An 18710-nucleotide genomic window follows, 5' to 3' on the forward strand; every position below is an offset into this window, starting at 1 on the left:
AAGTAGCTATCAGGAAAATCATTGTTTACTAATTGGAAATAATTCAGCGAGATATTAACAAGTGTGGTGGAAAGTGCTAAAATTCTCCGCCGCACTTGGTTTGCTCGATAGTGGGAGTGAATGAAAGTGCGGTTTGTTTTTAATCATTATTTGCATGTTGCCTTTCGTATGGGCGACCACTGTATAAGGAAAAATTATGCCTATTATTACTTTACCGGACGGTTCTAAACGTGAATTTGATCGTCCAGTTTCTGTGTTAGAAGTGGCTCAAGATATCGGAGCCGGTCTTGCCAAAGCAACCATCGCTGGCCGTGTAAACGGTGAACGTCGTGATGCCTGTGACATCATCAATGAAGATGCTAACCTTGAAATTATTACAGCAAAAGATGAAGACGGTTTAGAAATTATTCGTCACTCTTGCGCACACTTGCTCGGTCACGCAATCAAACAATTATTCCCAGATGTCAAAATGGCAATCGGTCCAACGATTGAAAACGGCTTCTATTATGACGTGGATTTAGACCGTTCTTTAACGCAAGAAGACATTGATGCGATTGAAAAACGTATGCTTGAATTAGCGAAAACCAATTATGACGTCATCAAAACTCCGGTAAGCTGGCAAGAAGCAAGAGATACTTTTGAAAAACGCGGCGAGCCATACAAAATGGCTATTTTAGATGAAAACATCGAACGTACCGCAACGCCTGCGCTTTATCATCATGAAGAATACATTGATATGTGTCGTGGGCCACATGTACCGAATATGCGTTTCTGCCACAATTTCAAATTAATGAAGGTTGCAGGTGCGTACTGGCGTGGTGATAGCAAAAATAAAATGTTACAACGTATCTACGGTACGGCTTGGGCAGATAAAAAACAATTAGCAGAATACTTAACTCGCTTAGAAGAAGCGGCAAAACGTGACCACCGTAAAATCGGTAAAGCGTTAGATTTATATCATATGCAAGAAGAAGCACCAGGTATGGTCTTCTGGCATAACGATGGTTGGACAATTTTCCGTGAATTGGAAACCTTCGTACGTACAAAATTAAAAGAATACGATTATCAAGAAGTGAAAGGTCCGTTCATGATGGACCGTGTGTTATGGGAAAAAACAGGTCACTGGCAAAACTACGGCGATTTGATGTTTACTACACAATCAGAAAACCGTGAATATGCGATTAAACCAATGAACTGTCCAGGACACGTTCAAATCTTTAACCAAGGTTTAAAATCTTACCGTGATTTACCAATCCGTATGGCGGAATTTGGTTCTTGCCATCGTAACGAACCATCTGGTTCTTTACACGGTTTAATGCGTGTACGTGGCTTCACTCAAGATGATGCCCACATTTTCTGTACTGAAGACCAAATTGAAAGTGAAGTAACCAGCTGTATTAAAATGGTTTACGACATTTACAGCACGTTCGGTTTCCAAAATATTCAGGTGAAATTATCTACTCGTCCTGAAAAACGTATTGGTGCAGATGATATGTGGGATCGTGCAGAAGCGGGTCTTGCGGCAGCATTAGCGCATAACGGTCTTGAATATGAAATTCAAGAAGGCGAAGGTGCATTCTACGGCCCGAAAATTGAGTTTGCATTACGTGACTGTTTAGATCGTGAATGGCAATGCGGTACTATCCAATTAGACTTTGCATTACCTGGTCGTTTAAATGCGTCTTATGTGGCAGAAGACAATGACCGTCGTACACCGGTTATGATTCACCGTGCGATTTTAGGTTCGATTGAACGCTTCATCGGTATCATTACTGAAGAGTATGCAGGTTTCTTCCCTGCATGGTTAGCACCAGTTCAAGCGGTTGTGATGAATATTACTGATAGTCAAGCTGATTACGTGCAAAAAGTCGTGAAACAACTATCTGATGCTGGATTACGTGTTAAAGCAGATTTACGTAATGAGAAAGTCGGCTTTAAGATCCGTGAACACACCTTACGTCGCGTACCTTATATGCTCGTTTGCGGTGATAAAGAAATCGCTGAAGGCAAAGTGGCTGTACGTACCCGTAAAGGTGCAGATTTAGGCACTTTCACGATTGAAGAGTTTGCTGAAATCTTAAAATCCCAAGTAAGACAACGTGAGTTGAAATTGTTGGGTGAAGAGTAATTAATTCTTTAAAATCTTAATTAAAAATGACCGCACTTTGATGTGCGGTTTTTTATATTCACGGTATAAAAATAAACTCAAGTATCTCTTTCTTCTATATAATAGCCTTATCACAAGGAGGCGAATATGACAGCTCAAACTCAACAATTAATACCAGAATTAACGTTAGAACATATCAATGAAATTCCTGTTTTAATTTTAAATCACCCAGTAGGATTGGCTCGAATTGCACTACAAGGGGCACAGCTATTAAATTGGCAGCCTAAAGGGGCAGAGCAGGATATCTTTTGGTTAAGTGAGATTGAATCTTTTACACAAGGTGTCGCGATTCGTGGTGGTGTACCGATTTGTTACCCTTGGTTTGGAGGTGTTAAACAACCTTCACACGGTACAGCGCGTTTACGTTTGTGGCAATTGAGTGATTATGATCTCCAAGCGAATAAAGTGCGGTTAGAATTTTCACTGTTTTCTGGATATGGTGTGATTGAAGCCAAAATGAAAATGGAATTTACCGATAAATGCACAATGACTTTAACGCATTTAGGGCAAGAACCTGCTCAAGCCGCATTGCACAGCTATTTTAATATCGGTGATATTTCACAAATTGAAGTCCAAAATTTACCAAACCGTTGTTATGACTCATTACAAGGTAAATATACAGAAGTACCTGCAACTCGCAGAATTGAACAGGGCGTAGATTGTATTTATTCATTAGAAGAAAATAAAACATTGTTGGTGGATAAAACATTTAATCGACGTATTCAAATTACCCATCATCATGCAGATTCAATTGTTCTATGGAATCCTTGGGAGAAAACACCAAGTGCGATGCAACCAGAAGGATATAGAACAATGGTATGTATTGAAACCGCAAGATTAGAAAAATTGCTTCAATTTGGAGAGAGCATTTCAGCTGAAATAAGTGCTTTAACCACTGATATTTAAAGGAATAGAAATCCTTGTTGCATAAACGTAGCAAATACTATAAAATTTTGCCCGTTTTTTGTTTGTTTTTATAGCAAATGATTTAATAAATCTTCTGTTTGAAGACAGTAGGTTTTTTCTTAAATAAATAGAAGGAATAACATTATCAAAACCGTAAAAAAAGCTCCGGCAGCTAACCGCCCGAATCGCATTAACGATGAAATTCGAGTAAAAGAAGTTCGTTTGATTGACCAAGATGGTGAACAAGCGGGGATTGTATCAATTCAACAGGCCTTAGAGATGGCAGAACAAGCAGCGCTTGATTTAGTTGAGATCAGTCCGAATGCCGAACCACCGGTTTGTCGTATTATGAACTACGGCAAGTTCCTCTATGAAAAGAGTAAAACTGCAAAAGAACAGAAGAAAAAACAAAAAGTCGTACAAGTGAAGGAAATTAAATTCCGTCCAGGTACAGACGAAGGTGACTACCAAGTTAAATTACGTAGCTTAATTCGTTTCTTAGAAGATGGTGATAAAGCGAAAATTACCGTACGTTTCCGCGGTCGTGAAATGGCTCACCAAGATATCGGTTTAGACGTATTAGAACGCGTTAAAAACGATTTGGCTGACATTTCAGTAGTGGAATCTGCACCGGGTAAATTAGAAGGTCGCCAAGCGGTAATGGTGTTAGCACCTAAGAAAAAATAATTTTTTATTTAGATTTGATCTAGATAATAGAATTTTCACTTCGGTGAGAATACAACTGCACATTGGGCAAACTACGCAGCCTAATTGCTTTTGGAGAAGGGCAATTCAATTTGCCATATTGGAATAATTAGTGCCTACAAGTAATCTTCGGATTCGCCTAATTATGTGTTTAACTTAAAATGCGGAGTTTTTTAACAATGCCTAAAATTAAAACAGTACGTGGTGCTGCTAAGCGTTTCAAAAAAACAGCTTCTGGCGGTTTCAAACGTAAACAATCTCACTTACGTCATATTTTGACTAAAAAGACAACTAAACGTAAACGTCATTTACGTCATAAATCAATGGTTGCGAAAGCAGACCAAGTTTTAGTAGTAGCTTGCTTACCATACGCATAAGCCGTTATTTAAGCAAAACGTACGATTAGTTAAATTAGTTAAAAATATTACATAGGAGATTAAATAATGGCTCGTGTAAAACGTGGTGTTATTGCAAGAGCACGCCATAAGAAAGTTCTTAAGGCTGCTAAAGGTTATTATGGTGCACGTTCACGCGTGTATCGCGTTGCTTTCCAAGCGGTGATCAAAGCTGGTCAATACGCATATCGTGACCGTCGTCAACGTAAACGTCAATTCCGTCAATTATGGATTGCTCGTATCAACGCTGCGGCTCGTCAAAATGGTTTATCTTACAGTAAATTTATCAACGGCTTGAAAAAAGCGTCAGTTGAAATCGACCGTAAGATCCTTGCTGATATCGCTGTATTCGACAAAGTAGCGTTCGCTGCATTAGTTGAAAAAGCAAAATCTGCACTTTAATTTTTTTAAAGTTTAGATTCAAAAATTAGGACGCTGAAAAGCGTCCTTTTTTATTACTTCTAAAAAAGAAAAAACCGCTACTCAAAACTTGAATAGCGGGGAGGTCTTAATTTATAAGAAACTTCAAAAAGATAACTGCAATATGCAGTGCACTAGCAATGTATCAGACTGTGTGTTTTTGAAATAGTTCGATATTTTTGAAAAAATTTTTAAAAATATCAAAATTAAACCAAAATGAACGAATTTAGCCCTTTATAAAGGCAATAATTTGCTCTTCAATCCCTTTTTCATCTAATTTAATTTCAGCAAGGGCTTCTTGTTGTGTTCCTTGCGGAATAAAGATATCAGGTAAACCAAGTTGTAAAAGTGCGGTTGTTTTTCCATGAGAATTTAGCACTTCTGAAACAGCAGAGCCTGCACCACCTTGAATCGCATTTTCTTCCAATGTCACAATGACGTCATGAGTATTCGCCACTTCTAGAATACGAGCTTCATCAATTGGTTTCACAAAGCGCATATCGACAACAGTCGCATTGAGTTTTTCTGCTACAGATAAAGCAGCAGGTAAGAGTGTGCCAAAATTCAGAATCGCGATTTTTTCACCCTGGCGAACCATTTTGGAACGGCCAATTTCTAATTCAGCAAGTGGGGTTAATTCTACGCCGATTGCATTTCCACGTGGATAACGTACCGCAGCAGGTTTACCACATTTATAACCGGTGTAAAGCATTTGACGACATTCGTTTTCATCACTTGGTGTCATGATGATCATATTCGGAATGCAACGCATAAAACTTAAATCAAACGCACCTTGGTGAGTTTGACCATCAGCACCTACAATACCAGCTCGGTCAATGGCAAAAAGAACTGGTAAGTTTTGAATGGCGACATCGTGAATAAGCTGATCATAAGCACGTTGTAAGAAGGTAGAATAAATTGCCACGACCGGTTTATAACCGCCAATTGCAAGGCCTGCCGCAAAGGTGACAGCATGTTGTTCGGCGATGGCCACATCAAAATATTGTTGCGGGAATCGTTCTGAAAACTCTACCATGCCAGAACCTTCACGCATTGCAGGTGTAATACCGACTAATTTATCGTCTTGTTCCGCCATTTCACATAACCAATCACCAAAGATTTTTGAATAGGTTGGTTTGGTATTTGATTTAGGAAGTTGGCCGCTTGTTGGGTCAAATTTTGGTACGCCATGGAAACCAATTGGGTCTTTTTCTGCAGGCTCGTAACCTTTTCCTTTTTTAGTTTTGATGTGTAAGAATTGCGGTCCTTTGAGATCGCGCATATTGCTTAAAGTAGCAATTAATTCATCAATATTATGCCCGTCAATTGGCCCGATATAGTTAAAACCGAGTTCTTCAAAAAGCGTACTTTCTGGCGAGAACATTACACCTTTCATGTGCTCTTCGGTTTTCTTCATAAAGTTTTTAACAGTTGGTACTTTATCTAAGATTTTTTTACTGCCGTCACGGACCGTTGAATATAAGGAACCAGAGAAAATACGTGCAAGGTGATTATTTAATGCACCGACATTTTCAGAAATCGACATTTCATTATCATTTAAAATGACCAACATATCAGTATGCAAAGAACCCGCATGGTTTAAGGCTTCAAATGCCATACCTGCAGTGATTGCACCATCACCAATCACACAAACAGTTTTGCGACCTGCATTTTCACGTTCTGCCGCAACAGCAATACCCAGTCCTGCACTGATTGAAGTGGAAGAGTGACCAACACTTAATACATCGAATTCACTTTCTTCACGCCAAGGGAAGGGGTGAATACCGCCTTTTTGACGAATAGTGGACATTTGATCACGACGACCCGTCAAAATTTTGTGTGGATAAGCTTGATGGCCCACATCCCAAATTAATTGATCAAAAGGGGTTTTAAAAATGTAGTGTAGCGCAACGGTTAATTCAACGGTGCCAAGACCCGATGCTAAATGACCGCTGGTTTGACTAACAGACTCCAACAGATAACTCCGTAACTCCTGACAAAGCTGCGGAAGCTGATCTTTATTTAAAAGACGCAAATCTTCCGGCGAATTAATTAAGGATAAAAGAGGATAGTTGTTCATATATTCGTTAGTCCTAAAATGTGAAAAAAGTGACCGCACTTTGAAAAATCAAAGTCAGTGCTGTCACCATTAACTTTTACGATTGACAATAAATTCAGCTAATGCACGCAATGCAGTGGTATCAAAAGGTAAATTGTCTAATTCATGTAAGGCGGTTTGATAGAGTTCTTGGGCTTTTTGTTTCGCGCCCTCTAACCCTAGCAGCTTTGGATAAGTACTTTTATCTAAATCTAAATCAGATCCCACCGGTTTACCGATTTCCGCACTGTCGCCTTCAATATCTAAAATGTCATCTTGCACTTGGAAAGCTAAACCAATAGCTTGTGAATAACGTTCTAGTTGTTGCTCTAATTCTTTGTTTTCAAAGTGAGGAGAGCAGATAAAACCCAGTTTTAATGCAGCTGTTAGCAACGCACCAGTTTTATTGCGATGAATAAGTTCTAATTCGGCTAAATTAACTTGTTTATGCTCAGAAATTAAATCTAAACTTTGCCCTAAACACATGCCTTGTACGCCAGATGCTTGAGCTAAGACTTTCACTAATTGCAATTTTTGTTCTGCAGAAAGAGAAGGGGCTTCAGTAAGAATTTCAAAGGCAAAAGTTTGTAACGCATCGCCAGCTAAAATGGCAGTAGCTTCATCAAAAGCAATATGACAAGTTGGTTGACCACGACGAAGTTCATCGTTGTCCATGGCAGGCAAATCATCATGGATTAAAGAATAAGCATGAATAGCTTCAATGGCTGCTGCCGCGTAATCTAAAGCTGTTGTTTCTGCCCCCAGCATTTTACCCGTTGCATAGACAAGGAAAGGACGAACGCGTTTGCCGCCTAGCAATAAGCCATATTTCATGGCATCACGCAAAGGGGCATTATAAGAGTCAATTTCTTCAAATTGATTGGCTAAAAACTGATTAATGCGATCTTGAACTTGTTTAAGTTCAGTGCCGAATTGATAACTCATGGATTACTCGTCCCCTTGATAATCACTTAATGGGGCGGTTTCGCTTTTTTGTAACAAAATTTGAATACGTTGTTCAGCTTGTTGTAAGCGTTCTTGACCAAGTTGAGCCAATTTAATGCCGTTTTCAAATTCTTTCAGCGCATCTTCCAATGGTAATTCACCACTTTCAAGTTTTGTCACAATGGTTTCTAATTGTGCAAGTGTTGTTTCAAAATCAGGTTCAGCATTTGCTGGTTTACGCGCCATTAAATTATCCTTTTCAGATGAATAAATTGCTCCGTATTGTACTTGATTTTTATAGGGATGTTAAAAACTTATTTCAAAGTGCGGTCAGTTTTTCGTGAGAATTTGAACTTTGTGGGAGCTGGAATTTAGCGTACAATACGACCATTTTTTATTATTTACAGATTATTATGAAATTTATCGTTAAACTTTTTCCTGAAATTATGATTAAAAGCGAAACCGTGCGTAAGCGTTTCGCGAAAATTTTGACCTCTAATATCCGCAATATTTTACAGAAATATGATGAAGAAACGGCTGTTGTTCGTCATTGGGATTACATTGAAGTTCGCTCAAAAAATGAAGCCAATCGTGAAGAGTTGATTGCGCTTTTACAACGAATTCCAGGGATTCATCATTTTTTAGAAGTAGAAGAAAAACCGTTTACCGATTTACATCATATCTTTGAGTTGACCTTAGCGGATGTTGCCTCTAAACTTGAAAACAAAACCTTTTGCGTGCGTGTAAAACGCAAAGGGAAACATGATTTCAGTTCCATTGAAGCAGAACGTTATATCGGTGGTGGGTTAAATCAGCATATTGAAAGTGCAAAAGTACGTTTAAAAAATCCTGATGTAACTGTTCGCATTGATATTGAAGATGACAAAATGATGCTAGTGAGAGCTCGTCATGTTGGTCTTGGTGGTTATCCAATTGGGACGCAAGAAGACGTGCTTTCATTGATTTCTGGTGGCTTTGACTCAGGCGTATCCAGTTATATGCTTATTCGTCGTGGTTCTCGTGTGCATTATTGTTTCTTCAATTTAGGTGGGGCTGCTCACGAAATTGGTGTGAAACAAATGGCTTACCATATTTGGAATCGTTATAGTTCATCACATAAAGTCCGTTTTATTGCCATTCCTTTTGAAGGTGTAGTGGGCGAGATTTTAGAGAAAGTCGATAACGGCCAAATGGGCGTCGTGTTAAAACGAATGATGGTGCGTGCTGCAAGTAAAGTTGCACAACGTTTTGATATTCAAGCTATCGTTACCGGCGAAGCACTCGGACAGGTTTCAAGCCAAACTTTAACCAATTTACGTTTAATTGATGAAGCATCTGATGCGTTAGTATTACGTCCACTCATTACCCATGATAAAGAACAAATTATCGCGATGGCGAAAGAGATCGGCACAGATGATATTGCTAAATCAATGCCGGAATTCTGCGGGGTGATTTCTAAAAATCCAACGATTAAAGCGGTACGTGAAAAAATTCTTGAAGAAGAAAATCACTTTGATTTTGGCGTGTTGGAAAGTGCGGTTGAAAATGCACAATATTTAGATATTCGCCAAATTGCAGAAGAAACAGAGAAAGAAGTGGTGGAAGTGGATACCATTTCGGTGCTTGGTGAAAATGATATTATTTTAGATATTCGCAGCCCAGAAGAGACAGATGAAAATCCATTTGAATCAGACGAGCATCAAGTGATGCAATTGCCGTTTTACAAATTATCTTCACAATTCGGCTCATTAGATCAAAGTAAAAACTATGTGCTTTATTGTGAACGAGGCGTGATGAGTAAACTGCAAGCGCTTTATTTAAAAGAAAAAGGTTTCACGAATGTGAGAGTTTTCGGGAAAAAATAAGCAAAAAATGACCGCACTTTAACGTGCGGTTTTTTTATTCGTAATCTAATTCACCCACTAATTCATCGATAGCTTTGGCAAGTAACGTTCGGTCATGACGATAGCTGATATCATCTGCATTCAAGCGTTTAGCCAAGATTTTAACAGGAGAAATCGCAGACAAATCGACCGCACTTTTTTCGCGATAAGGGGTAATGGCGCCATTAATGACAGGGGCTCCGACGATTTCATTTATTTTTTGAATACGATCAGCCAACGATAGATGAGAGGCGGCGCCAATTTCTACTCCTAAATTATCAATAAAAATTACTTTCGCTTTGCTATTACGCAGGGCAGTCGCTAATTCAGGTAATAATAATGGTGGCATAATACTCGTCATGAAACTTCCTGGACCGAGTAAAATGACTTCCGCTTGCTCCAATGCTTGGATGGCTTCTTGTGCGGCTTTAACCATAGGCACTAAGAAAAGTGATTGGGGTAATTCTGTTAAATTATCAATGCTCACTTCACCGACAATGCTGGAGCCTGAACCTAAACTCGCGGCAAGATGAACAGATTCTTCTGACATGGGAATAATGTGAGATTTTACTTTGAGTAATTCACGAATTAAGTTAATGGCTTCAATAGGGCGAATATGCATATCTTCTAAGGCTTTGAGCATTAAATTGCCTAAATTATGCCCAGAAAGTTCACCTTCGCCAGTAAAGCGGTATTCAAATAATGCGGAGGCTGTACTTGGCTCAATGACGATTTGGTTTAAGCAATTACGTAGATCGCCCCACGCAATACCACCTTGTTCTTGGCGAATTCGGCCAGTAGAACCGCCGTTATCTGTGGTGGTGACAATACCAGTTAAACGCTCTTTCATAAAACTCAGCGCTGATAATACACGCCCTAATCCATGACCACCACCAATGGCAACAATATGTTTGATTTCGTCTAAATGTTCATGACGGCTGTGACGAGATAAATCAGACATTTTTCTTCCTTTTTTACCTATAAATTATTATAAAAAATAATGTTATATATTTTTTTATATAAGGTAATACTGTTATTTTTATCAATATAGTCGGGTTATTCTACCAAATTATTGCTATTAACCGCTTGCTTTTATTACAATACCAACACAATTTATTTTTAACGCATAACTCCGAGCTTGTTTAGCCTAAGTTTCACAAGAAATACGGTGGCAAGCCAATAACGCGGTACGTTATTCAGGGATACGCTGGAAACGGTTTATCCTCTCCATATTTAGAAAGGTGTAAAATGCAATCCATTCCTATCAAGAACGTAGGAGAGTCTCGCTTAGTCGATCCTTTCCAACGACAATATTACTATCTACGACTGTCGATTACCGATCAGTGTAATTTTCGTTGTACCTATTGTTTACCTGATGGTTATCAACCCGAAGCTAACAAACCAAGTTTCTTAACCTTAAAAGAAATCACCCATCTTGCTCAAGCGTTTGCTGAAATGGGCACAGAGAAAATCCGTTTAACGGGTGGCGAACCGACTTTACGCAAAGATTTTATTTCTATTGCTGAAAGCATTGCTAACATTGATGGCATTCGTCAATTAGCCGTTACGACAAACGGCTATCGCATGGCAAAAGATGTGGCTGATTGGAAGAAAGCAGGGATTACGTCTATTAATGTCAGTGTTGATAGCTTAGATCCGAAAATGTTCCATCAAATTACAGGCATCAATAAATTTGATGACGTGATGCGTGGTATCGATCGTGCATTTGAAGTGGGCTACAACAAAGTTAAAGTCAATTCAGTTTTGATGAAAAATTTGAATGACAAAGAGTTTGAGCAATTCCTTGTTTGGGTGAAAGATCGCCCAATTCAAATGCGCTTTATCGAACTCATGCAAACGGGCGAAATGGATAGTTTCTTTGATAAATTCCATCTTTCAGGGCAAGTATTAGCGGATAAATTGCTGCAAAACGGTTGGCAATTACAACACAAATCCCATACTGATGGTCCTGCAAAAGTATTCACACATCCTGATTATGCAGGCGAAATTGGCTTAATTATGCCTTATGAGAAGAATTTCTGTGCAAGCTGTAATCGTCTCAGAGTATCAGCGAAGGGCAAACTTCATCTCTGTTTATTCGGCGAAGAAGGCATTGAATTACGTGATTTATTGCAATCCCATGAACAGCAAGATATTTTGCAAGCACGTATTTTTTCTGCATTGCAAGGCAAACGTGAACATCATTATTTGCATATCGGTGATAGTGGCGTAAGAAATCATTTAGCTTCTATCGGTGGCTAAAAGAAAATAGGTGACTTTTATTATTCACTTATTTTGCTTTCATCACACATGTAAAACATTCAATATTTTAACTGCACTTTATTTTATTATGACTACATTTACGCATATCAATTCTCAAGGCGAAGCCAATATGGTGGATGTTTCTGCAAAAGCAGAGACCGTTCGTGAAGCTCGTGCTGAAGCCATCGTTACTATGTCGAAAGAAACTCTTTCCATGATCGTGGAAGGTAAACATCACAAAGGCGATGTATTTGCTACAGCACGTATTGCAGGTATTCAAGCTGCAAAACGTACTTGGGAACTTATCCCGCTTTGCCACCCCTTATTACTTTCTAAAGTAGAAGTGAATTTAGAACCGTTACTTGAAACCAATCAAGTTCGTATTCAATCTCTTTGCAAATTAACCGGAAAAACCGGCGTAGAAATGGAAGCATTAACCGCTGCAAGTGTTGCCGCATTAACCATTTATGACATGTGTAAAGCCGTACAAAAAGACATATTAATTGAGCACGTTCGCCTGTTAGAAAAGAGCGGTGGAAAATCCGGTCATTTTATTGCGGAGGAAAAATAAGATGTTAAATGTTTTATTTTTTGCTCAAACTCGTGAATTAATTGGGGAAGATTCTATTCAGCTTGAAGGCGATTTTGAGACAGCGGAAGCTGTGCGTGAACATCTTGCTCAAAAAGGTGATAGATGGGCGCTAGCGTTAGAAAAAGGGAAACTTTTAGTGGCTATTAATCAAACCTTGATGTCATTAGAAAGTGCGGTCAAAAATGGGGATGAAATTGCGTTTTTCCCACCGGTAACTGGAGGCTAAATGGCTGATATTCAAATTTCAGTACAAGAACAACCTTTTGATCAAAATGCCGTTTACCAATGGCTTTCTGAGCAACATTCGGTTGGCGCAACAGTTATTTTTGTGGGTAAAGTACGCGATCTTAATTTAGGCGATGAGGTATCCAGTTTATACTTAGAGCATTATCCCGCCATGACAGAAAAAGCCTTACGTGAAATTGTAGAACTGGCGGAAGCGCGTTGGGATATTCAACGAGTGTCTGTGATACATCGAGTAGGACTTTTGCATACTGGCGATGAAATTGTTTTAGTCGGCATCAGTTCTGCTCACCGAGGTGACGCCTACCACGCTAATGAATTTATTATGGACTTCTTAAAATCCAAAGCCCCGTTCTGGAAAAAAGAACAAACCAATCAAGGCGAACGTTGGATTGAAGCAAGAGAGAGCGATAAAGAAGCGTTAGAGAAGTGGTAATTCAATATAAAAAACATGGTCATTTTTATGGCCATTTTTTATTCCTGTAAAAAAAAGTGTAACTGCATTTTGGTATATTATGTGATGATTTGTAAATTTCTTTATTTTTCAATGAGAAATACTGTTTTATTGAATGATATGTAAAATAATGTAAATTTAGTATTCATTGTAATAAATATTGTATTATACTTGTGCGGTATTGTTCAGGGTTATTTGTACTTGAATATAACCATATACAATAGGAAATTAATTATGAATCATGTTTTTAAAATTATCTGGAATACAGTAAACCAATGCTGGATTGCTGTTTCAGAACTAAGCAAATCTGTGGGTAAATCATCTCAAATAGACAAACGTAAAGCATTAAATGTAATTATTGGAGCTGCAGTTTTAGCGGGTGTAAGCACAACCGCAATGGCTGAAACCAATGTGGTATCAAATGATCAGGGAAATATCGTTGGTGGTATTGGTGCGAGCGCTCTTGGTGGAACTGGTACAACAGGAAATTCTGTTGTTTTAGGTAATAAAGCTAAATCTGAAATAACTGAAAGCGTAGTAATTGGTGGTAATACTACAAATACAGGACGTTGGTCAGTAACTTTAGGTGATAAAGCTGATGGTAATTCTCAATATGGCGTGACGATTGGTAATAGAGCCTATAGTGGTAAAGGTGCAAACGCAATTGCTATTGGCTTAATGGCTAAAACTTCTAATGAGAAAGCGGGTGGAAATAGCCAAACTGCTGTAGGGGTGGCATCTTATGCTGATGGTGAAGGGGCTTCAGCCTTTGGTGCAACAGCAAATGCAACAGGTGCTCTAGCAACCGCTGTTGGTCGAAACTCGAAAGCTCTTGCAAAAAGTGCATCCGCATTGGGAGATAGTGCATCAGCTTCAGCATGGGGCGCAACAGCATTAGGTGTAGGCGCATCGGCTAGAGCAGATAATTCTATTGCTGTGGGTTCAGCTGCAGTCACTGAAGGACGAGAATCAACAGCATTAGGACGTCGTTCTTATGCTGGTGCTCAAAGTGCGACGGCTCTAGGTACCTTAGCTAATGCAAGTGCAATCGTTTCGACCGCTGTAGGTAACGATGCGAAAGCAAGTGCTATTCAGGCTTCAGCATTAGGTAATGGATCAAACGCAAGCGGAAGTGGTGCATTAGCTTTGGGAGCAAAATCTAACGCTTCAGCTGCAGATGCATTAGCAACTGGTTCTAACTCTGTAGCTTCATCAACGAATGCAGTAGCAGTTGGTAAAGATAGTAATTCTTCTGCTGTTAATGCTATTGCTCTTGGTACATCTAGTAACGTCTCTGGGGTTAGTGCGGTAGTGATTGGTACTCAAGCAAAAGGTACTCATGAAAACTCTGTGACATTAGGTTCTTATTCAAGCAGTGCAGCTAATGATTTTGATCCGACAGCAAAAACTTTATCTTCTTTTGACGATAATGCGGCAGGCACAACAGTTAACTACAATGGTACTTCTTCAACTCAAAAAGGCGCAGTATCTGTCGGTGATGGAACACTTGTTCGTCAGATCCAAAATGTAGGTGCGGGTCGAATTACGGCTACTTCAAATGATGCGGTAAATGGTAGTCAGTTATATCAAGCATATTACAATGCAGGCTTTAACATTCAAAACAATGGTACAGAAACATCACGTATTAATACCCATGGCAAAGTAAATTTTGTGAATGGTGAAAATACCGAAGTTGTTGTAAAAGATGGTGAGAATGCAGCAGAAATTAAAGTGAATGCAAAAGACACTTCAGCATCAGTTGAAGCAGGCTCAGATGCAATTACTGTAACAGTGGGCGAACCAACCAAAGTTACTGGAAAAGACGGTGTAACTGTAACTACAGTGACCAATTATAAAGTGGATCTTTCACAAAAAACTAAAGATGAAATTAAAAATGCGGCGGGTCGTGGATTTAACGTGACTGCAAGTGCATCTGAAGGTACTGTTGTAAATGAAGTAACAGAAGAAACGGTTCAATCTACAGCAACAAAAATGGATAAGTTAACACTTGATGCGGGTAAAAACATTAAATTAACCCACAAAAAAGGCAAAGTGTTAAGTGTTGCGGTATCTGATACGCCAACATTTACCAATGTCACAACAACCGGTGATATCAACGTTGGTGGTACAGTCCATGCACACGGTGGCTTGGATGTTCACAATAATCGTATTGTGAATGTGGCTGATCCTAAAGACCCAACTGATGCAGTAAATAAACGTTATGTTGATAATGCCGTGAAAAACATTAATAACAACATCAATCGTTTAGACAATAAAATTGATCACGTTGATCGTCGTTTACGTGCAGGTATTGCAGGTGCGACAGCGATTTCTTTCTTACAACGTCCAAATGAAGCAGGTAAAAGCTTAGTTTCTGTTGGTGTTGGTGGTTATCGCAATGAAAATGCATTAGCGGTTGGTTATGGTCGAAATTCTGATAACAACAAAATTTCGATTAAAGTTGGTGCAAGTATCAATACCCGCAGTGATGTAAACTGGGGTGGAAGCATCGGTTACCAATGGTAATTATTTGATAAAAAGGCAGAGTAAAATCTGCCTTTTATTTTGTTATGTTGAGATGAAAAAAGTGCGGTCAAATTTAACCGCACTTTTTATTTTTATTGATTAAAGCACTTTAACGATGCTTTCACATAAATAACGAATATTGTCTTCAGTGATACCTGCTACGTTGATACGACCAGAGCGAACAGCGTAAATCGCAAATTCATCTTTTAAGCGATCAACTTGTTCAGGTGATAAGCCGCTGAAAGAGAACATACCGTTTTGTTCCATGATAAAGCTGAAATCTTGTTCTGCACCATATTCTTTTAATAACTGAACGAATAAATGACGCATTTTTTTGATGCGATCACGCATTTCAGCTAATTCATTTTCCCATTCTTGACGAAGTTGTGCATCATTTAACACCGTTGCTACGGTCGCACCACCGTGAGATGCTGGGTTAGAGTAGAGGGTACGAATAATTGATTTCACTTGTGTTAATGCTGTTGAAGCAATTTCTGCATTTTCAGCCACAAGGGTAAAGGCTCCGACACGCTCATTGTATAAACCAAAGTTTTTAGAGAATGAGCTCGCCACTAATAATTCTTTATGATTTGCCGCAAAAGCACGTAAACCATAAGCATCTTGGTCTAAGCCATTGGCTAAACCTTGATAAGCAAAGTCAAAGAGTGGTAACCAGCCGTTTTTCGCTGAAAGCGCGGCTAATTCTTGCCATTGTTCAGGGGTTGGATCAATACCGGTTGGATTGTGGCAGCAACCGTGTAAAAGCACCACATCACCTTCGCTTGCTTGGCTTAAATCTTCAAGTAAATGTTCCCAGTCAAGAGCTTTGCGTTCAGCATCATAATAACGATATTCACGAATCGTCATGCCCACTGCATTGAAAATGGCATTGTGGTTTGGCCATGTCGGCGTACTAATCCACACATTTTGAGCTTTAGTTTGGCGTTTGATGAACTCCGCAGCAATACGTAATGCACCTGTACCACCTAAACTTTGCGCAGTTCTTACACGGTTTGCTTTAATTACATCAGAATCTTTACCGAAAAGGAGTTCTTTTGTGCGTTCGTTATAATCGGCAATACCATCGATAGTCAGATAGTTTTTGGTTTTTTCGTTATCAAATAAGCGTTTTTCGGCTTCTTTTACTGCACGCATAATCGGCGTTGTACCTTGTGCATCTTTATAAACGCCAATACCTAAATTAATTTTATTTTCACGGGTTTCAGATTTGAATGCTTCGCCTAAGCCTAAGATAGGATCGGCCGGAGCCGCTTTGATATGTTCAAACATAGCTTTTCCTTATGTATGTGTTGTGAGATGAGTAATTTTATACTTCAGCCAATAGATTTTATCAAGAAGAACCTGATAAAAATCAACCGCACTTTGATGTTTTTAGATATTCATCAAAAAGTGCGGTGGTTTTTTCGATTATTTTAATTTCTCAATCGCCCAATTTAAACCAGATTGATAGTCTTCAGGGAGTTCGTGACGAAGTTTTTCAAGCTGTTGAATAATGATTGTTTTATCAGGATGCGTAATATTGATATGACCTAATTTTCTACCAGGACGAACTTCCTTGCCATACCAATGTAATTGGGAGAAAGGGGTGTTCAACCATTGTGGATTATGTTCTGTACCAATTAAATTAACCATGACACTTGGTGCAATGGGCTGCAATGATGGAGTGGGTAAATTTAATAAAGCACGTAGGTGTAATTCAAATTGACTGATTGCACAACCTAATTGTGTCCAATGTCCACTGTTATGCACACGAGGAGCAAGTTCATTAATTAATAATTTATCACCCACCACAAAGCATTCCATCGCCATTACACCCACATATTCAAGCTTATCCATGATTTTTCCGAGCATAGACTCCGCCTGAATTTGTTGGCTTTGTTGCTGAGGGAATGAAATATCTGTCACACTGTAACGTAAAATGCCATTTTGCTGTAGGTTATGCGTCACAGGATAGAAACGTTTTTCACCATTTTTAAATCTTGCGCCTACAATAGACACTTCATAATCAAAAGGAATGAATTTTTCTGCGATAACTTCACCGAATAAATCGTCCGTAATATCACGTTGATTATTTTCAGAGATAATCCATTGACCACGACCGTCATAACCACCGGTGCGACGTTTCACTACGACTTTTTCGCCCACGTTTTTAAATACGTCAGGCCATTGCGTTTTATCTTTTAATAAACACCATGGCGAGGTAGAGAGATTGAGTTCATCCAGTAAAGATTTTTGGGTAAAGCGATCAGCCAATAAGCCAAAAACATTCTGATTAGCGAAATTCTTATGATGGCCTAATAACTCGGTTAAAGGTGTTTTTTCCCAACGTTCAATTTCTGCGGTGATGATGGCATCTTTAGGTAAATCAAATACGGGGGCATTAAACTCAAGCGGTTGAACCTGAATATCTAAAGGTGCGCCTGCATAACGTAACATTCTGCCGAGTTGACCATTACCAAGCACATAAACAGTAGGATATAGGGTAGAGTTTTGCATAAAATTTCTCATCAAATCTAGCTAAAAAAACAACCGCACTTTAAAAAGTGCGGTCAAATTGCAAGGCGTTTTATGTACGTGGATCAGGATTATCCAATACCATATTGGTTTGATTTTCACGGAATACTTGTAGGCGAGCGAATAACGCCTCATCCCAACCTGCAAGAATTTGTGCAGCGAGTAATCCTGCATTAGCAGCACCAGCAGGGCCAATCGCTAACGTACCGACAGGAATGCCTTTCGGCATTTGCACGATAGAATAGAGACTATCAACACCGCTTAACATAGAACTTTTAACAGGGACACCCAATACAGGCACAAGTGTTTTAGCCGCAATCATACCGGGTAGGTGTGCTGCACCACCTGCACCCGCAATGATCACTTTGTAACCATTCTTTTGTGCATTTTCGGCAAATTCAAACAGTTTGTCGGGGGTTCGATGTGCGGAAACGACTTCAACATGATATGCCACATTGAGTTCATCTAAAATTTGAGTGGCTTCTTGCATGGTTGCCCAATCGCTTTTTGAGCCCATAACAATGGCAATTTGTGCGGTATTTGACATATTTTTAAAAATTTATCTGATAAAAAACGATG

Annotated in this window: 18 protein-coding genes and 1 riboswitch; of the genes, 11 read left to right on the top strand and 7 right to left on the bottom strand. The window is 39.1% G+C overall.

Features of this window, described 5'->3' with window-relative positions; genetic code table 11:
* Nucleotides 1-196 precede the first annotated feature (196 nt).
* From thrS to rplT, 5 genes are all read left to right on the top strand, one after another.
* Nucleotides 197-2128 (top strand): threonine--tRNA ligase, encoded by a 1932-nt coding sequence (thrS, locus tag INP95_RS07265; RefSeq protein WP_197560424.1) that lies wholly within the window; start codon nt 197-199, stop codon nt 2126-2128.
* A gap of 126 nt (nt 2129-2254) precedes the next feature.
* The gene (locus tag INP95_RS07270) at nt 2255-3073 is read left to right on the top strand and encodes a D-hexose-6-phosphate mutarotase (RefSeq protein WP_197560425.1); all 819 of its coding nucleotides are present in this window, start codon (nt 2255-2257) and stop codon (nt 3071-3073) included.
* A gap of 144 nt (nt 3074-3217) precedes the next feature.
* Nucleotides 3218-3760 carry a translation initiation factor IF-3 gene (gene infC / locus INP95_RS07275; protein WP_075875453.1) on the top strand — a complete coding sequence of 181 codons (543 nt, stop codon included), beginning with the start codon at nt 3218-3220 and terminating at the stop codon, nt 3758-3760.
* A 197-nt stretch (nt 3761-3957) separates the two neighbouring features.
* A complete protein-coding gene (rpmI, locus tag INP95_RS07280; RefSeq protein WP_005596065.1) occupies nt 3958-4155 on the top strand; it encodes a 50S ribosomal protein L35 in 198 nt (65 codons plus the stop codon).
* Nucleotides 4156-4221: 66 nt separating this feature from the next.
* Nucleotides 4222-4575 (top strand): 50S ribosomal protein L20, encoded by a 354-nt coding sequence (rplT, locus tag INP95_RS07285; RefSeq protein ID WP_005596075.1) that lies wholly within the window; start codon nt 4222-4224, stop codon nt 4573-4575.
* 244 nt (nt 4576-4819) lie between these two features.
* Here rplT and dxs read toward each other — a convergent pair whose 3' ends face one another.
* The 3 genes from dxs to xseB form a co-directional block, all read right to left on the bottom strand.
* The gene (gene dxs / locus INP95_RS07290; RefSeq protein WP_197560426.1) at nt 4820-6673 is read right to left on the bottom strand and encodes a 1-deoxy-D-xylulose-5-phosphate synthase; all 1854 of its coding nucleotides are present in this window, start codon (nt 6671-6673) and stop codon (nt 4820-4822) included.
* Between the two features lie 69 nt (nt 6674-6742).
* Nucleotides 6743-7636: a (2E,6E)-farnesyl diphosphate synthase gene (gene ispA / locus INP95_RS07295; protein ID WP_197560427.1), complete on the bottom strand. Its 894-nt coding sequence runs from the start codon at nt 7634-7636 to the stop codon at nt 6743-6745.
* A gap of 3 nt (nt 7637-7639) precedes the next feature.
* A complete protein-coding gene (xseB, locus tag INP95_RS07300; RefSeq protein WP_005696153.1) occupies nt 7640-7882 on the bottom strand; it encodes an exodeoxyribonuclease VII small subunit in 243 nt (80 codons plus the stop codon).
* Between the two features lie 167 nt (nt 7883-8049).
* On the opposite strand from xseB, the gene thiI reads away from it, so the two are divergent.
* The gene (gene thiI, locus INP95_RS07305) at nt 8050-9501 is read left to right on the top strand and encodes a tRNA uracil 4-sulfurtransferase ThiI (RefSeq protein WP_197560428.1); all 1452 of its coding nucleotides are present in this window, start codon (nt 8050-8052) and stop codon (nt 9499-9501) included.
* A gap of 34 nt (nt 9502-9535) precedes the next feature.
* On the opposite strand, the gene INP95_RS07310 is transcribed toward thiI, so the two are convergent.
* Nucleotides 9536-10480, bottom strand: coding sequence for a gluconeogenesis factor YvcK family protein (locus tag INP95_RS07310; RefSeq protein ID WP_197560429.1), 945 nt, complete (start codon nt 10478-10480; stop codon nt 9536-9538).
* 157 nt (nt 10481-10637) lie between these two features.
* Nucleotides 10638-10779: riboswitch (molybdenum cofactor riboswitch) on the top strand.
* Between INP95_RS07310 and moaA the strand changes: the two genes are divergently transcribed.
* The 5 genes from moaA (at nt 10768) to INP95_RS07335 (ending at nt 15596) form a co-directional block, all read left to right on the top strand.
* Nucleotides 10768-11781: a GTP 3',8-cyclase MoaA gene (gene moaA, locus INP95_RS07315; protein ID WP_049355725.1), complete on the top strand. Its 1014-nt coding sequence runs from the start codon at nt 10768-10770 to the stop codon at nt 11779-11781. (Overlaps the previous riboswitch by 12 nt.)
* 88 nt (nt 11782-11869) lie before the next feature.
* The gene (gene moaC, locus INP95_RS07320) at nt 11870-12352 is read left to right on the top strand and encodes a cyclic pyranopterin monophosphate synthase MoaC (protein WP_197561037.1); all 483 of its coding nucleotides are present in this window, start codon (nt 11870-11872) and stop codon (nt 12350-12352) included.
* Between the two features lies 1 nt (nt 12353).
* Complete coding sequence (gene moaD / locus INP95_RS07325) at nt 12354-12599, top strand: molybdopterin synthase sulfur carrier subunit (RefSeq protein WP_197560430.1); 246 nt, start codon at nt 12354-12356, stop codon at nt 12597-12599.
* Nucleotides 12600-13052 (top strand): molybdopterin synthase catalytic subunit MoaE, encoded by a 453-nt coding sequence (gene moaE, locus INP95_RS07330; RefSeq protein WP_197560431.1) that lies wholly within the window; start codon nt 12600-12602, stop codon nt 13050-13052.
* A gap of 252 nt (nt 13053-13304) precedes the next feature.
* Entirely contained in the window at nt 13305-15596 is a 2292-nt protein-coding gene (locus INP95_RS07335) for a YadA family autotransporter adhesin (protein ID WP_197560432.1), read from the top strand.
* A 99-nt stretch (nt 15597-15695) separates the two neighbouring features.
* Here INP95_RS07335 and INP95_RS07340 read toward each other — a convergent pair whose 3' ends face one another.
* From INP95_RS07340 to purE, 3 genes are all read right to left on the bottom strand, one after another.
* Entirely contained in the window at nt 15696-16886 is a 1191-nt protein-coding gene (locus tag INP95_RS07340; protein WP_197560433.1) for an amino acid aminotransferase, read from the bottom strand.
* A gap of 138 nt (nt 16887-17024) precedes the next feature.
* Nucleotides 17025-18113, bottom strand: coding sequence for a 5-(carboxyamino)imidazole ribonucleotide synthase (purK, locus tag INP95_RS07345; RefSeq protein ID WP_197560434.1), 1089 nt, complete (start codon nt 18111-18113; stop codon nt 17025-17027).
* 70 nt (nt 18114-18183) lie between these two features.
* The gene (purE, locus tag INP95_RS07350; RefSeq protein WP_197560435.1) at nt 18184-18678 is read right to left on the bottom strand and encodes a 5-(carboxyamino)imidazole ribonucleotide mutase; all 495 of its coding nucleotides are present in this window, start codon (nt 18676-18678) and stop codon (nt 18184-18186) included.
* Nucleotides 18679-18710: the final 32 nt, after the last annotated feature.

Source organism: Haemophilus parainfluenzae (assembly GCF_014931375.1).
Classification (GTDB): Bacteria; Pseudomonadota; Gammaproteobacteria; order Enterobacterales; family Pasteurellaceae; genus Haemophilus_D.

What these genes read in the sequence shown, in the direction of transcription:
- moaC (WP_197561037.1), top strand. Translation starts at nt 11,870, where the DNA reads ATGACTACATTTACGCATATCAATTCTCAAGGCGAAGCCAATATGGTG.
- INP95_RS07340 (WP_197560433.1), bottom strand. Translation starts at nt 16,886, where the DNA reads ATGTTTGAACATATCAAAGCGGCTCCGGCCGATCCTATCTTAGGCTTA.
- rplT (WP_005596075.1), top strand. Translation starts at nt 4,222, where the DNA reads ATGGCTCGTGTAAAACGTGGTGTTATTGCAAGAGCACGCCATAAGAAA.
- xseB (WP_005696153.1), bottom strand. Translation starts at nt 7,882, where the DNA reads ATGGCGCGTAAACCAGCAAATGCTGAACCTGATTTTGAAACAACACTT.
- moaE (WP_197560431.1), top strand. Translation starts at nt 12,600, where the DNA reads ATGGCTGATATTCAAATTTCAGTACAAGAACAACCTTTTGATCAAAAT.
- thrS (WP_197560424.1), top strand. Translation starts at nt 197, where the DNA reads ATGCCTATTATTACTTTACCGGACGGTTCTAAACGTGAATTTGATCGT.
- INP95_RS07270 (WP_197560425.1), top strand. Translation starts at nt 2,255, where the DNA reads ATGACAGCTCAAACTCAACAATTAATACCAGAATTAACGTTAGAACAT.
- dxs (WP_197560426.1), bottom strand. Translation starts at nt 6,673, where the DNA reads ATGAACAACTATCCTCTTTTATCCTTAATTAATTCGCCGGAAGATTTG.
- INP95_RS07310 (WP_197560429.1), bottom strand. Translation starts at nt 10,480, where the DNA reads ATGTCTGATTTATCTCGTCACAGCCGTCATGAACATTTAGACGAAATC.
- moaD (WP_197560430.1), top strand. Translation starts at nt 12,354, where the DNA reads ATGTTAAATGTTTTATTTTTTGCTCAAACTCGTGAATTAATTGGGGAA.
- rpmI (WP_005596065.1), top strand. Translation starts at nt 3,958, where the DNA reads ATGCCTAAAATTAAAACAGTACGTGGTGCTGCTAAGCGTTTCAAAAAA.
- moaA (WP_049355725.1), top strand. Translation starts at nt 10,768, where the DNA reads ATGCAATCCATTCCTATCAAGAACGTAGGAGAGTCTCGCTTAGTCGAT.
- purE (WP_197560435.1), bottom strand. Translation starts at nt 18,678, where the DNA reads ATGTCAAATACCGCACAAATTGCCATTGTTATGGGCTCAAAAAGCGAT.
- thiI (WP_197560428.1), top strand. Translation starts at nt 8,050, where the DNA reads ATGAAATTTATCGTTAAACTTTTTCCTGAAATTATGATTAAAAGCGAA.
- ispA (WP_197560427.1), bottom strand. Translation starts at nt 7,636, where the DNA reads ATGAGTTATCAATTCGGCACTGAACTTAAACAAGTTCAAGATCGCATT.
- purK (WP_197560434.1), bottom strand. Translation starts at nt 18,113, where the DNA reads ATGCAAAACTCTACCCTATATCCTACTGTTTATGTGCTTGGTAATGGT.
- INP95_RS07335 (WP_197560432.1), top strand. Translation starts at nt 13,305, where the DNA reads ATGAATCATGTTTTTAAAATTATCTGGAATACAGTAAACCAATGCTGG.